A 13,026-nucleotide genomic window follows, 5' to 3' on the forward strand; every position below is an offset into this window, starting at 1 on the left:
TACGGCAAAAAGCTTGGAAATTTTGAATTTGACCGTATGCTACGTAAGCTTTTTGCAAAATTATAAGATTATCAGTTGAGTTAGGCGCTGCATTTAAATGACATCTTCTTTTGTTACATCGAGCTTATTTCGATTTTTCTTCCCGATTCTATTGTTAGGAATGATTCTGGGAGGGATGAACAATGTCATCTTAGTAACAGATGCAAACATCGGTATTGCAAGTAATCTTCCTTATATTCTGCTCATTGTGGGAGTTATTCTGTGCCACAGTTTTAAGCAAGGCAGAATGGCAATGGTTTCTATGGCGATGTTAGTTGCCTATAGCGTTATTCAGGCCCGCTTGCAAAGCCCATTAAGTAGCGGAACAACGCTGTTGGAGCTATCGTTACTAGCAGTATTATTACCTGTTGCCTGCCTCCTTGTGTATGCATTTACTGATACAGGGGTCAATTCAAAAGGCGTGGCAATTTACACCACCATTTTGATCCTATTTTTATTTTGGTCACACCTAACACTCACTCACTTTAATGACGGCGGCTTTAAAGAATGGAGTAGCAATGTTCTATTTACCATTCCCGCGGTCTCTAAAATTCCCTTTATACTTGTTCTTTATGGATTAGGCTTAACCGGACTGACTTCGATTTTGGTGTTAATGCAAAATCGTCCGATAGACGTCGTGGTTTACAGCTCTATCCTACTGGCTTCTACAACATTCATTTTCTTTGATATCCAATATATCTCTAGCACTATGTTCTCTCTTGCTGGCGTATTGATCATCGTTTACGTAATGTCAGCAAGCCACGCTATGGCCTTTAACGACCAACTAACAAATATTCCTGGCCGCCACGCTTTAGAGGTGGATATAAAGCACCTAGGCGGCAAATACGCTATTGCTATGCTAGATATCGACCACTTTAAGAAATTTAATGATACTTATGGCCATGACACTGGTGATGATGTATTGAAGTTAGTTGCTAGCCGTCTCAAACTCACGTCCGGTGGTGCGAAGGTTTATCGTTACGGTGGTGAAGAGTTCACTATCATTTTTAAACGTAAGTATTCTCATCAAGTTCAGAAGCATTTAGAAGCCCTAATTCGCGATATTGAAGGCTATGATATGGTTATTCGCAATTCACGCTCACGCCCTGAAAACGATGAAGCCGGTATTAAAAAGCGCGGTAAACTTGAGGCAAACACTGAGACAGTAAGAGTGACAGTGAGTATCGGTCTTTCAGACAGCCGTAGTACAAAAGTACCGGAAGAAGTCATCAAGCTAGCAGACAACGCTTTGTATGGTGCGAAAGACGCAGGACGAAACCAGCTTGTGACGCATCAATCTTGATTGAAGAACATCACTAAGCTCCCACCTTTCAATGAACTACCGTAGTTAATTGTTAAACCTATCCCGATATTGTCCACCCATTCACTTTTAAACCAGGGCGTTATCAACCAGCCTAAGCTTGTTTCATAATAGTGTTGGGTGCCAAATGGTTCTGATGTATCTCCACCTAAATCGACTCTACGAATACTGGTGTACATAGAAGATATTGATTTCCCCCACCGCGTAACGTTGTAGAAAAGTTTTGCTTCATTAGCTAAATACCATCCTTCAGGACGACCAACATCGCCATGGTTAGCCTCTCCCCAACCTACTCCATTGAAATAATGCCAGCTTGTAGAGATTTTCCATCTGCCCCAATCTCTTGGTTGCTCGAACCCTAGTTCAATACTCGGTTCAACAATGTAGGCCCAAGCATAAGTATTAACATAAACTCCATCTAATTGGTCTCGAATAGGCGTTAAGACATTACTTCGATAATCAAATTGACTGTTGTAGTACGATAAATGGTTTCCAAGTGTACTTTTAACACTCCAGTTCTCATCTAATCTGTGGATATGACTGATATCGAAATAACCACTGACGACCACTTCTTTGTGATTGTCGGAAACCGTTGCATTACCAATGCGTACTTCTTGATCAGTTTGCAGCGCTGAGAATCGAAAAGTCATTTCTTGTCGATTCTCATCCGTGACTTCACCAAATTCAAACGTATAAGGAAGGGTTGTCGCTGCGATCTGTTTACGTCGACTCAAGGATTCATTCGATCCTATGTTTTCCTGATCTAAGTTGAACCATGCATTAGGATCAAAGTCATGAAAACCAAAAGTAAACACATCGCTGTCACTTAAAATCACCGACGTCGCGAAAGAGCGCTCCAACTCTTTTTGAAATGGAGTCGCAGCCACTGCACCAAACGATGCAGTGGCAATAAGACTAGAACTTAAAAAAGAGGCAACATAAATGCGCCTCTTTCGTTTGTTATTACCAACCACGTTTTATCTCGAACAATAACTTTAAATGGCTACGTAAGTGTTACGCCCATTCTGCTTAGCCTGATACAAAGCTGAATCTACAATCTCATAAACACTGTTCGTAAGCTCATTTCCTGTAGGTACAAAGCAATACACTCCTTGAGATACGGTTATAACATCAGATACCTTCGAGTATTCATGTTTACAATCAATACTATGCACGATTTTCTTGATCCTTTGGGCTTGCTTGTGAGCCGACTCAGTATCCATATCACTCAGGATTATCGCAAACTCTTCACCGCCATATCGACCCACATACTCTCCAGCACGGCTAAAGCTTTCGGTTAAAGCACCAGCAAGCAATTGTAGGCACTTGTCGCCCTCAATATGACCGTAGTTGTCGTTGTATGGCTTAAAGAAATCAACGTCGAGCAAAATCAGCGTCAAAGGTGCTTTTCGACGACCATGCCAGCCAATCATTTCTTCTAGTTTCTGATCCATATAGCGACGATTATAAACTTTGGTCAGGCCATCTTCATTAGCCTGATGTTGGAGTAAAGCGTTTAGCTCTTCCAATTTAGATGATGTTTGTTTTAGCTCACGACGCATGTAAGCAATACGTTGCATCGCGATTAACTTGGAATTAAGAACTAACTTATTTACCGGTTTTATCAGATAGTCATCGCCACCAGCATCTATCGCTTTGGCGATCATTTCGGGCTCTTCGTGGCTACTTAAGAAAATAATAGGGATCCAGTCAGGGAAAAGTCGGCGAATTTCATTGGACACCTCAAATCCATCCATTTCAGGCATACTAATATCCAGCAGCACCAATTCAGGATCAAAAGAGGAATACAGTTCGAGCGCTTCCTTACCACTCGAAACAGCTTCAACATTGTGTCCAAGTTGCTTTAAACGAATGGCTAGCTGCATTCTGTCTAGCTGAACATCATCAACCAGCAAAATACGCATTGAAGATCCCTTTACTGTCATATTCGCCTCACTTAAAAAATCACCTAGTAACAACAAGATATATTAATTCTTAGAATTATTCCCGCGCTATTTCTCATATTTTATTGACTTTTCTCCAGAACTTTTTAGCATTGTTTCTTTTTGAAGAGAAATACTATGTCAGACGCGACAAATAACGAACAACAAGTAGTCGATTTAACCACTATCTCACCAGAACTTCGTCAAGTAATCGAATTCGATGAAGTACCTGAAGCGATGCACCATATGGTTACATCTATCCATGAAGTGTCTGAAGAAGCTGTACGTGAAGCATGGGACAGCCTTCCTGCAAGTGCACAGAATGTACTTGATAACTTTGAGCAATTTCACGCTTTAATTACTGTAAGCCAAGGTTTTGCAGGTGTAAACGTGATGGAAGAGTTCCCTACTCTTAATCTTCCTGAAGGCATGACTGACGAAGAGAAAGAAGAGTACCGTGCTCAACTTCTAGATCAAGTACTACACAACTGTGTAAAAGACATGGTTAAGCAAATTAAGAAAGCACGCCGCGACGCTATTCTTAAGCGTGACTTTAAAGAAGTATTTACTAAGTAATTTCAATCTTGATTTTACAAAAATGCCGCTAATTAATTAGCGGCATTTTTTTATGCCTATTAGCTATTTAATGGCTAACTGCGATATCTCTTTGAGTCACACTCACGCCTTTGACTTGAGCGTACACTTGGCTCCCTACCTGTAAACCGAGTTCTTCTAGCGCCCAAACAGTGATGGTCGCGGCGAGCACACAATCATCAGCCAATTGAAGCTCAATCGTTGCACTTTGCTTATCATCAGTTTGATGCTGCGTTTCAATGTGCCGTATACGGGCAGCTAGAATATTACGAATAGATGTATGTTGTGGTTTATCCAACGTAATCGATACATCATTTGCGCGCACTTGTAAACGCATTGGCGTGCCAATATCACTATCAACCTTCTGCACCCATAGTGATACTCCCTCAGTGAGCTTGAGCTTTGAGAGAGCGTAATTATCGTTATGCTCCTCAACACTGGCTTCAAAAAGTGAACTTCTTTCAGAAAACGATTGCCAAGGTCTCATAGCTTGAGAAGACCACACCTCTTCAATAGGGCCAGAATTAATCACGCTTCCGCGGTCGATAATAACTAAATGATTCGCCAGCCTTAAAATTTCGTTCAGGCTATGGGTCACGTACAAAATAGGAATTTCAACCTTTTCCGCGAGCTCCTCTAGGAAAGGCATGACTTCACGCTTACGAGGAAGATCAAGTGACGCTAAAGGCTCATCCATTAACAAAAGTTGAGGCTTAGATAGTAACGCGCGCCCTATTGCAACTCGCTGCTTTTCTCCCCCCGACAATGCAGAAGGATATCGATCGAGAAGATGCTCTAACGCAAGCAGTTGAGTTACTCGTTCAAAATGCTCGTTATCAGTTTTTTTTACGCCATAGTTTAAATTGGTGCGTACACTAAAGTGAGGAAACAGGCGAGATTCTTGGAACACATAGCCAACATCTCTCTTATGGGTAGGCAAATTGATATTACTTCGGCTATCAAACAGTACATTACCGTCTATATCCACAGTGCCCGATTTTGGAGTGGTTAACCCGGCAATCACGTTAATTAAAGATGTTTTCCCAGCTCCGGATCTTCCAAAGATCGCAGTGATCCCTTTATTAGGTAATACCACATCAATATTAAATTGAGTCTCTCCGAGTCGCTGCTCGTATTGAATGACTAGTTTATCTCTCAACTTGACGCCCCCAACCTAGCCGATGATTTTTTCGTAAGCCACTCAGAAAATATTAATGATGCTAATGCAATAACAATCGAAATCGCACATAAACGAGCAGCTTCTAATTCAGAGCCGGGGGTTTCAATAAAGGTATACATAGCAAGCGGTATCGTTTGAGTTTCACCGGGAATATTTGATACAAAGCTTATTGTCGCGCCAAACTCACCTAAGCTGCGAGCGAATGACAACATAGTGCCTGTGATAATCCCTGGCAACATAAGCGGTAAAGTGATGGTGAAAAATACACGTATTGGAGATGCGCCCAATGTCGCAGCAGCTTGTTCTAATTTACTGTCAATACTGTCTAAGCTAAGTTTAATTGAACGAACCATTAACGGCAGTGCCACCACTACACAAGCAAGGGCTGCACCTTTCCAACTAAAACTAAAAACAATACCGAAAGTATCGTCCAGCCATCGTCCAATTAAGCCTTGTTTGCCCATCGTTACGAGTAGCAAATAACCGATCACCACTGGTGGCAGTACCAAGGGTAAATGAATAATGCTTTCTAGAATGCTCTTCCCAACAAATTGTTTTTTAGCCAGCAGCCACGCAAGAAAAATACCTAGCGGTATCAACCAAATCATCGCATAAGCCGCAACCTTAAGGCTAAGCAATAGGGCTTGAATTTCGTAGTCAGATAAATACAACATTATGCTCGTTTAGATCCAAATCGTAATAACTCCATTTACGCGTTTCATTTCTACTTGGAGAGTTCTGGCCAAAGTAGTTCAAGCTTCAAATACTTCTCAACTGCGTCAGCGATGCGATTGATCCCTTCTTCTTTGAGCGCTTCATGATCAAGCTCAGCGATATCACTAGCCCCTGCCCATTCACATATGAGCTTCATACTTTCAGAACTATCAAAGATACCATGGAGGTAGCTTCCCATGACTTGATTACAATCACTTACCGCTCCATCAAACTTACCATTTTCAAGTTGAACAGGAGAGTTTTCACTTAGCTCTGTTTCACCAACATGGATCTCATAACCTTTCACTGGCACCGTACGCCCGTTTAACGTCAGCTGCCCTTTGCTATTTGTAAGCGTTTTTTCTTTTGTAAGTACAGTGCGAGCACTTAGTAATCCTAACCCATGGCTTTGACCTGCAGGACCTTCCACCCCATTAGGATCATCAATGATTTCACCTAACATTTGGTAACCCCCACAAATACCCATGACTTTGCCACCAAGTCTAATATGGCGAAGGATGTCTTTATCCCAGCCTTGTGAACGTAGGTAATCTAAGTCTGCCCGTACTGATTTACTTCCTGGAAGGATGATTAAATCGGCATTGGTCAGCGACTCGCCCTTACCGACGTATCGCAAATTAATATCCGGGTTTAAACGTAACGCATCAAAATCGGTATGATTGCTAATTCGCGTCAATACAGGAACGACAACATTCAGCTTAACGTCGTCGCCAGACACCTGAGCGCAAGTAATGGCATCTTCAGCTTCTAGATTAAAGCCATGTAGATATGGCAATACGCCAATAACAGGCTTACCGGTTTTTTCTTCTAGCCAGTCTAAGCCAGATTCGAGTAAAGAAATGTCACCACGGAATCGGTTAATAACAAACCCCTTCACTCTGGCTTGCTCTGATTCAGACAGCAAAGCGAGCGTGCCATACAAATGTGCAAATACGCCACCACGGTCAATATCGGCAATGATTATTACCGGCACATCAGCCTCTTCAGCAAACCCCATGTTAGCGATGTCATTTGCTCGCAGGTTAATCTCTGCAGGGCTGCCTGCACCTTCAATCATGACACTTTGGTACACAGCGGTGAGCTTGTCGAAAGAATCCAAAACCGTATCCATCGCGACTTTCTTATAGTCGTGGTAGCCCGTCGCATCCATATTCGTTATTGCTTTACCTTGCAGAATAACCTGGGCGCCGGTATCAGAATTTGGCTTTAATAAAACAGGGTTCATGTGAACACTAGGCTCTAGATTACACGCTTGGGCCTGAACAGCCTGTGCTCGTCCAATCTCTCCACCATCTTTCGTCACAGCGCTGTTAAGCGCCATATTCTGTGGCTTAAAAGGGGCAACGGAAATCCCTTTTCTTGCCAGCACGCGGCATAAGCCTGCCACCAATACACTTTTGCCTGCGTCTGAAGTTGTGCCTTGTACCATCAAAGCTTGGAGTGGAGTTTTCATTTTGGTCTTTTTGAATCCGAGCGAACATTAGCTCTATATTAACCAGTTTAACAGTTAGATGCCTATAAAAATGAATGGAAAATGAATGCGTTACTCACTCTGCATTCAATCGCTATGTTGTTTAATAGCCTTGTCGATTACGAATAGGATTACAAAAGAGGAAAACATTATGAAAAACACAATTATCGCTGCAGCCGCTACCCTTATTCTTGCGCCAACTCTTGCGTTAGCTGGCAACAACGATCACAAAGGCAAAGATCAATACGTGCAGTACACCGGGCCTGTAGAATCGGTATCGGTGGCTTCACTTCTTGCTGAAAGCAGCATGTTTACTGAGAAAGATGCCGTTGTTGATGGAAAAATCGTAAAGCAGATTAATAAAGACACGTTTGTCTTTTCTGATGGCGAAAGCGAAATTCAAATCGAACTCGATGACGACATCAAGCTTAACCAGCCTCTAACTGCCGATACATCAATCCGTATATTCGGTGAATTTGAAGGTGGAAACACGCCGGAAATAGAAGTTGAACATATCCAATTACTATAATTTATAGATTCAGTGACTTGGAAACCAATAATCCAGAAAATGGCCTGCATATTGCAGGCTTTATTGTATTATACTGCAAATAGTACATATCTTTTCTGGAGTTCTCATGTTTGGTATTGCAAACAATAGGTTACTTATTGGCTTAGCCGCATTATTTTCAGTTTCAGCGCAAGCGAATAACTTTAATTACAATGCCTTGGAAATTCGCATGGGCTCTAGCCCGAGTACTTTTGGTGGCGAGTTCACTACTTATTTTACCGAAAACACTCACTTTATCGGTCGATTCGATAGCGGATTTTCTGGTGATTGGGATGCTGCAGGTGGTATCGGCTTTAATGGCCCTGCTGGTCAGTTTGCTGATATTTATGGCCAAATGCTGCTGCATAACATCAAATACGAATCTGGCGATGACGATTTCCGTACAGAAATTAACTTAGGTGCTCGTGCTTGGTTAATGGAAGGTATCGAAGTTAACATCCGCGTTGGTCAAATTATGGATAACGATAAAACGAACTCAATTTTTGGTGTCGGTGGCCGCTTCCACTCTACAGAACAACTTTCTCTAGGCGTCGACATTCGTAACAACGGAACATACGGTCATCAAGTGTTGATGTCCGCTCGCTTCGGTTTCTAATTTATCCATATAGCAGACAAGAAAAAGGCCTTCAGTGAAGGCCTTTTTAATATCTAAAACTTGATTACTTAGTAATTTTGTCTTGTACGTACTTCTGACCTACATCGACTACCGCAACATCTCTAAAGAAACTACGACCAAGTAACAATGGGTAAGTTAAGTGCGTTCTGTCCGCTAAAGTAAACTCAGTTTTCTCTTTCAAATCACCAATTTGGATCCAAGCAACGATCACTGCTCGTCTCTGCGCTTCTTCAGCACTTGATTGTTTGATCCTAACCCACCGTTCAACAGGAAGACTCAATTCTTTGCTGTTTACGCCATCGTGCTCTATTTTGAACTTAACCCAATCTTTACCGTCTCGTTCAAAAGAAACAATATCTACCGCACTGATTGAAGACGTGGTAGCCCCCGTATCTACACGCGCTTTAAACGTCTCTTTCAAACCCGGAACAAATACCCACTCTTCTTCACCAAGGATTAACTTGCCATCAGCGGTCTTTTTCACATCTTCAACCGCTGGCGGCTTTGGATCAACTTCAGGTTCAACAGGCTTTTCCGCTTCTGGCTCTGTTGGCTTTTCAACAGCCACTTCTGTTGAACCATCTGGATTTGTATTTTGTTCCGTGTCTGTTACCGGAGCTGTGGTGGAACATGCCATTAGTCCACCACTCATCAATAATGCAATCAGCGCTTTTCTTTTATTCATACATTCACCATCTATTTGGATACATTGGCAATAGCGTTAGCAACATAAGGAATATGAGTTTCCGAAAGACCCGCAATGTTGATTCGGCCATCACCCACACCATAAATTCCGTACTCTTCACGAAGTTGTGTCATTTGAGACTCCGAGAAGCCAAGTACTGTAAACATACCTTTATGACTTTCAATAAAGTCGAATTGTGCAGTACTGTGATTATTTCTCAACTCGCTACATAAGCTTTGTCGTAGATTTAACAAACGCTGCTGCATTTCACTTAATTCTTGCTTCCAAATCGTTGTTAACTCTTGATTTTGCAAAATAGTTTTAACTAGAGCTGCACCATGATCTGGTGGCATAGTGTACGTTGAACGCGCTAAGGTCAGTAGTTTACCTTTCGCATTTGCGACACTTTCACTATTTTTACCTATAACAATCGCGGCACCCGTACGTTCACGGTACAAGCCAAAGTTCTTAGAACAAGAAGTCGTGATCAGCATCTCCTCAACATTGTTAGCCATATGCTGAAGACCTTTTGCGTCTTCTTCTAGCCCATCACCGAAGCCTTGATAAGCAATATCAACAAAAGGGATGAACCCATTCTTTTGCGAAAGTTTCGTAATTTCCTGCCATGCAGCAAAATCGATATCAGCACCTGTTGGGTTATGACAGCAACCATGCAACAGAACCACATCTTTTGGACCAGCTTGAGCAAGGTCGTCCATCATACGAGCAATATCCACTTGCTTCGTCTCAGGGCTAAAGTAAGAGTAGTACTTAACTTTTAGGCCTGCCGCTTCCATAACGGGTTTGTGGTTTACATAGCTAGGATTTGAGATCCAAATCGTTGTGTCCGGCTGAGCAACTTTCATTAAGTCGCCTAGCATACGCAATGCTCCGCTCGCACCTGGTGTTTGGATCGCTGCCACACGATCCATTGCAGAGGTGCCTTTAAGCAAAAGATCAACCATGCTTTGGTTGAATTCTTCACAGCCTGCCAGCCCTACATACGCTTTAGTTTTTTGAGACTCGACGACTTTATCTTGTGCCATCGATACGGCTTTCATGATCGGTGTTTCACCTTGATTATTTCGGTAAACACCAATACCCAAATCGACTTTGTCGGCACGAGTATCGCCACGATAAGCAACAGAGAGAGAAAGAATAGGATCTAATGTTGGTTTTGGTAGATGTGAAAACATGAAAGTCACAACCCTTTGAAATTCAAGTAATGAGTTTCACGTTAACATTATCGTAGCAAAATCAGAAACATTTTTTATTAGAAGAGCTTAGTTACCATAAGTAATCAGAGATCTGTCATTTAACGCGAGAAAATAGCGTAAATATCGACCTAAACTGCACTGTACAATCAGCTGCAACAAATTTTCACGGAGCACTCTGTTTAAATTTCCTCGGCGTCATCCCAGACCAAGCCTTAAAGCGAGTGCTAAAGTTAGCGGCATTAGGATAACCCACAATCTCGCCAATATGCTGAATAGACCAATCGCTGGATCTGAGCAAGCGTGCGGCATATTCCATTCGCATCCGCATAATATGAGTCATAGGACTATGAGAATAATAACGCTGACATAAGCGATGAAAATGCGGCTCCGAACATGGAAACAGGCTCGCTAATTCGTGAACATTCCACTCTTTATGTAGCTGTTTTTGTACATTATCAAACACCCGCCTTAGCCGAATTAAATTACGCGATTGCTCCTGAGGAACTGGCGCGTTAATCATTGCCTCTATTTGAGCCACACTATGGATAGCGATTTTTCCACCTAAATCTATAGGCAAAGCAATGCTTCTTAATAGTGTATGGATACATGATGATATGACTTCTGCGGCTGGAGAAAGCGTATAGCTTATCCGTTCACTCACGATATTCGCCCAGTACTTTTCCGGCGAAAGAAATATCCAAGCTATTTGCCAAGTTTCTTCCTCAATACCAAAACCGTTTTCTATTCCTGCAGGCACCGTAATACAAGATCCAGGTTCTAGAATGTAGCGACATCCTTCACTCTCCAGCCAACCTTTTCCTCGTACAGTAAATAGCAGCATATGCTTTTGCTGATGCTTTCGGTACACCGAGAAAAAATCGCGGCACGACGCAGTGCCACATTGAACAATCCCTAATTCTTCAAATGCCAGTACGTGGCTTTGATCGACAAACTCTTGGTGTGTCTTCTCAGATATCTCGTAGCTTTCTTGTTTTTCATTTAATTGGCTAACTTTGGTCATAAAGATAGTTTGGCAAAAGTTTGTGATTACTCGAAACAATACAGACAAATCAAATGCCGATAAACTTCTCGCATATTAACGACTAGGGAAATGCGATGCTCTCGACATATCGTCATTTAGACAAAGATTTTTGGCAAAAACTGATTCACATAGGTTTACCTGTATCACTGCAAACAATGCTGTTTTCGTTACTGGGCGTAGTTGATATCTTCATGGTCAATCAGCTTGGGGATGCCGCAACAGCCGCCGTAGGCGTGGGAAATCGTATTTTTTTCTTTAATTTAATCATGGTTTCAGGTGTAAGTGGTGCGGTTAGCGTGCTAGCTTCACAATATTTTGGTGCTGGCGACTTCAACGGGATTCGACGCACCCTAGCTCAATCTTGGGCATTATCCGTTCTTGCCATTACCCCGTTCGTGTTCATTTATATATTGGTTCCTGAATCAGTCGTGTCTGCAGTGGCCTCAGACCCTGATTACATCCGATTGGCAACGGATTACCTTTGGATAACAGGGGCCAGCCTTATTGGTACCGCTGTGGTTGTCCCGCTAGAAAGCGCGCTGAGATCTGTGGGCGAAGCCAAGCTGCCAACAAAGATCAGTATTTGGGCAATCATTGTTAACGCCATTCTCAATGCACTACTGATCTTTGGATTGTTTGGCTTCCCTGAGCTTGGCGTGATTGGCGCTGCAATCGGTACTACCATTTCTCGCTTTGTACAGACTATTGCCCTATTGGTTATGGCTAAAAGACATTACGCGCATTTGTTCCCAACACTAAGTAATTGGCGCGACGCTATCTTGCCCAAGCACAGAAAAAAATATCTGACTGTTGCGATACCCATGTTAGTTCATGATACAGCTTGGGCTGGTGGCCTTCTTGTTTACAACGTTATCGTCGGTCAAATGGGGGTTGGAGAGCTCGCCATTATCTCGCTACTCTCTCCAGTAGAAAGTATTCTGATCTCTGCATTTATGGGGTTTGCTGTAGCGGCTTCGATCATTTTAGGTAACGAAATTGGAGCTAAGAATTACCAACGTGTAGAAAACACGGCTTGGGGTTATGTCATCGTTAGTTGCTTACTTGCGGCTCTGTTAGCATTGCTGTGTTTCGTCGCCAAGCCAGCCATAGTCTACTTGATCGACTTTACTCAACTAGAACTCAAAGATACTGCGGTAAATGTCGCCCTAGTGATGGCCTTAGGCATGATACTTAGAGTATTCAATATGGTGGGGATTGGTGGTGTTTTAAAAAGTGGTGGAGATATCAACTACAGCATTTTTATCGACTTGTTTGGCCAATGGGTAATCGGTATTCCGCTCGCCTACTTCACCGCTATTGTATTAGGTTGGCCGCTAGAATTGGTTCTAATGATCGTACTGCTCGAAGAACTCGCCAAAATTGCACTGACCAGCCAACGCATCCAATCAAAAAAATGGATTAACAATCTCATTGAAGAAAAAGGAGCTGTCACCGCTTAGTGCTCAGTGTATGTGAAAACTAACCAGAACTCACACCAAAGGGCTTTATCCAAAGCATAACGCTAACGATAAAGCCCTTTTTTCATAGAGCAATTAATCTACATTAATGAACATGTATCACCGATGTTCAGATCAGTATGATGAAGCACGATCGT

13 protein-coding genes are annotated in these 13,026 nt (G+C 42.4%); 5 read left to right on the forward strand and 8 right to left on the reverse strand.

Translation table 11 applies throughout. The features are described 5' to 3' along the window. Nucleotides 1-97 precede the first annotated feature (97 nt). On the forward strand, nucleotides 98-1,342 hold the full coding sequence (locus ELZ11_RS20520) for a GGDEF domain-containing protein (RefSeq protein ID WP_137359252.1): 1,245 nt from the start codon (nucleotides 98-100) through the stop codon (nucleotides 1,340-1,342). Here ELZ11_RS20520 and ELZ11_RS20525 read toward each other — a convergent pair. After that, a complete protein-coding gene (locus ELZ11_RS20525) occupies nucleotides 1,333-2,247 on the reverse strand; it encodes a Solitary outer membrane autotransporter beta-barrel domain (RefSeq protein WP_244291691.1) in 915 nt (304 codons plus the stop codon). The two genes, ELZ11_RS20520 and ELZ11_RS20525, sit on opposite strands and share 10 nt — an antisense overlap. 108 nt (nucleotides 2,248-2,355) lie before the next feature. Next, nucleotides 2,356-3,306 (reverse strand): GGDEF domain-containing response regulator, encoded by a 951-nt coding sequence (locus tag ELZ11_RS20530; RefSeq protein ID WP_244291692.1) that lies wholly within the window; start codon nucleotides 3,304-3,306, stop codon nucleotides 2,356-2,358. Nucleotides 3,307-3,441: 135 nt separating this feature from the next. On the opposite strand from ELZ11_RS20530, the gene ELZ11_RS20535 reads away from it, so the two are divergent. Further along, a complete protein-coding gene (locus tag ELZ11_RS20535) occupies nucleotides 3,442-3,879 on the forward strand; it encodes a DUF3069 domain-containing protein (RefSeq protein WP_137359253.1) in 438 nt (145 codons plus the stop codon). Nucleotides 3,880-3,946: 67 nt separating this feature from the next. On the opposite strand, the gene modC is transcribed toward ELZ11_RS20535, so the two are convergent. From modC to ELZ11_RS20550, 3 genes are read right to left on the reverse strand one after another with little or no spacing between them, the layout of a single operon-like run. After that, on the reverse strand, nucleotides 3,947-5,056 hold the full coding sequence (gene modC / locus ELZ11_RS20540; protein WP_137359254.1) for a molybdenum ABC transporter ATP-binding protein ModC: 1,110 nt from the start codon (nucleotides 5,054-5,056) through the stop codon (nucleotides 3,947-3,949). Further along, the gene (modB, locus tag ELZ11_RS20545) at nucleotides 5,053-5,751 is read right to left on the reverse strand and encodes a molybdate ABC transporter permease subunit (RefSeq protein ID WP_137359255.1); all 699 of its coding nucleotides are present in this window, start codon (nucleotides 5,749-5,751) and stop codon (nucleotides 5,053-5,055) included. Before modB ends, modC begins: the two co-directional genes overlap by 4 nt. 50 nt (nucleotides 5,752-5,801) lie before the next feature. Further along, nucleotides 5,802-7,265, reverse strand: a complete 1,464-nt coding sequence (locus ELZ11_RS20550; RefSeq protein WP_137359256.1) for a cobyric acid synthase — start codon at nucleotides 7,263-7,265, stop codon at nucleotides 5,802-5,804. A 169-nt stretch (nucleotides 7,266-7,434) separates the two neighbouring features. Here ELZ11_RS20550 and ELZ11_RS20555 point away from each other — a divergent pair, with 169 nt between their 5' ends. Together ELZ11_RS20555 and ELZ11_RS20560 are read left to right on the forward strand one after the other, a co-directional pair. Next, entirely contained in the window at nucleotides 7,435-7,812 is a 378-nt protein-coding gene (locus ELZ11_RS20555) for a YgiW/YdeI family stress tolerance OB fold protein (RefSeq protein ID WP_137359257.1), read from the forward strand. Nucleotides 7,813-7,918: 106 nt separating this feature from the next. Next, a complete protein-coding gene (locus ELZ11_RS20560) occupies nucleotides 7,919-8,446 on the forward strand; it encodes a hypothetical protein (protein WP_137359258.1) in 528 nt (175 codons plus the stop codon). 64 nt (nucleotides 8,447-8,510) lie between these two features. Here the strand turns inward: ELZ11_RS20560 and ELZ11_RS20565 are convergent, their stop codons facing one another. The 3 genes from ELZ11_RS20565 to ELZ11_RS20575 all read right to left on the reverse strand — a co-directional run bounded on the left by ELZ11_RS20565 (nucleotide 8,511) and on the right by ELZ11_RS20575 (nucleotide 11,390). Continuing rightward, nucleotides 8,511-9,152, reverse strand: coding sequence for an ATP-dependent zinc protease family protein (locus ELZ11_RS20565; RefSeq protein WP_137359259.1), 642 nt, complete (start codon nucleotides 9,150-9,152; stop codon nucleotides 8,511-8,513). Between the two features lie 11 nt (nucleotides 9,153-9,163). Continuing rightward, the gene (locus tag ELZ11_RS20570; RefSeq protein ID WP_167494732.1) at nucleotides 9,164-10,348 is read right to left on the reverse strand and encodes an amino acid aminotransferase; all 1,185 of its coding nucleotides are present in this window, start codon (nucleotides 10,346-10,348) and stop codon (nucleotides 9,164-9,166) included. 184 nt (nucleotides 10,349-10,532) lie between these two features. Next, nucleotides 10,533-11,390, reverse strand: coding sequence for an AraC family transcriptional regulator (locus ELZ11_RS20575; protein WP_137359261.1), 858 nt, complete (start codon nucleotides 11,388-11,390; stop codon nucleotides 10,533-10,535). 95 nt (nucleotides 11,391-11,485) lie between these two features. Here ELZ11_RS20575 and ELZ11_RS20580 point away from each other — a divergent pair, with 95 nt between their 5' ends. Continuing rightward, nucleotides 11,486-12,871: an MATE family efflux transporter gene (locus tag ELZ11_RS20580; protein WP_137359262.1), complete on the forward strand. Its 1,386-nt coding sequence runs from the start codon at nucleotides 11,486-11,488 to the stop codon at nucleotides 12,869-12,871. Nucleotides 12,872-13,026: the final 155 nt, after the last annotated feature.

It is taken from the genome of Vibrio profundi (assembly GCF_005281835.1).
In the GTDB taxonomy this organism is placed as follows: Bacteria; Pseudomonadota; Gammaproteobacteria; order Enterobacterales; family Vibrionaceae; genus Vibrio; species Vibrio profundi.

What these genes read in the sequence shown, in the direction of transcription:
- ELZ11_RS20555 (WP_137359257.1), top strand. Translation starts at nt 7,435, where the DNA reads ATGAAAAACACAATTATCGCTGCAGCCGCTACCCTTATTCTTGCGCCA.
- ELZ11_RS20560 (WP_137359258.1), top strand. Translation starts at nt 7,919, where the DNA reads ATGTTTGGTATTGCAAACAATAGGTTACTTATTGGCTTAGCCGCATTA.
- ELZ11_RS20580 (WP_137359262.1), top strand. Translation starts at nt 11,486, where the DNA reads ATGCTCTCGACATATCGTCATTTAGACAAAGATTTTTGGCAAAAACTG.
- ELZ11_RS20575 (WP_137359261.1), bottom strand. Translation starts at nt 11,390, where the DNA reads ATGACCAAAGTTAGCCAATTAAATGAAAAACAAGAAAGCTACGAGATA.
- ELZ11_RS20535 (WP_137359253.1), top strand. Translation starts at nt 3,442, where the DNA reads ATGTCAGACGCGACAAATAACGAACAACAAGTAGTCGATTTAACCACT.
- ELZ11_RS20550 (WP_137359256.1), bottom strand. Translation starts at nt 7,265, where the DNA reads ATGAAAACTCCACTCCAAGCTTTGATGGTACAAGGCACAACTTCAGAC.
- ELZ11_RS20530 (WP_244291692.1), bottom strand. Translation starts at nt 3,306, where the DNA reads ATGACAGTAAAGGGATCTTCAATGCGTATTTTGCTGGTTGATGATGTT.
- ELZ11_RS20565 (WP_137359259.1), bottom strand. Translation starts at nt 9,152, where the DNA reads ATGAATAAAAGAAAAGCGCTGATTGCATTATTGATGAGTGGTGGACTA.
- modB (WP_137359255.1), bottom strand. Translation starts at nt 5,751, where the DNA reads ATGTTGTATTTATCTGACTACGAAATTCAAGCCCTATTGCTTAGCCTT.
- ELZ11_RS20570 (WP_167494732.1), bottom strand. Translation starts at nt 10,348, where the DNA reads ATGTTTTCACATCTACCAAAACCAACATTAGATCCTATTCTTTCTCTC.
- ELZ11_RS20520 (WP_137359252.1), top strand. Translation starts at nt 98, where the DNA reads ATGACATCTTCTTTTGTTACATCGAGCTTATTTCGATTTTTCTTCCCG.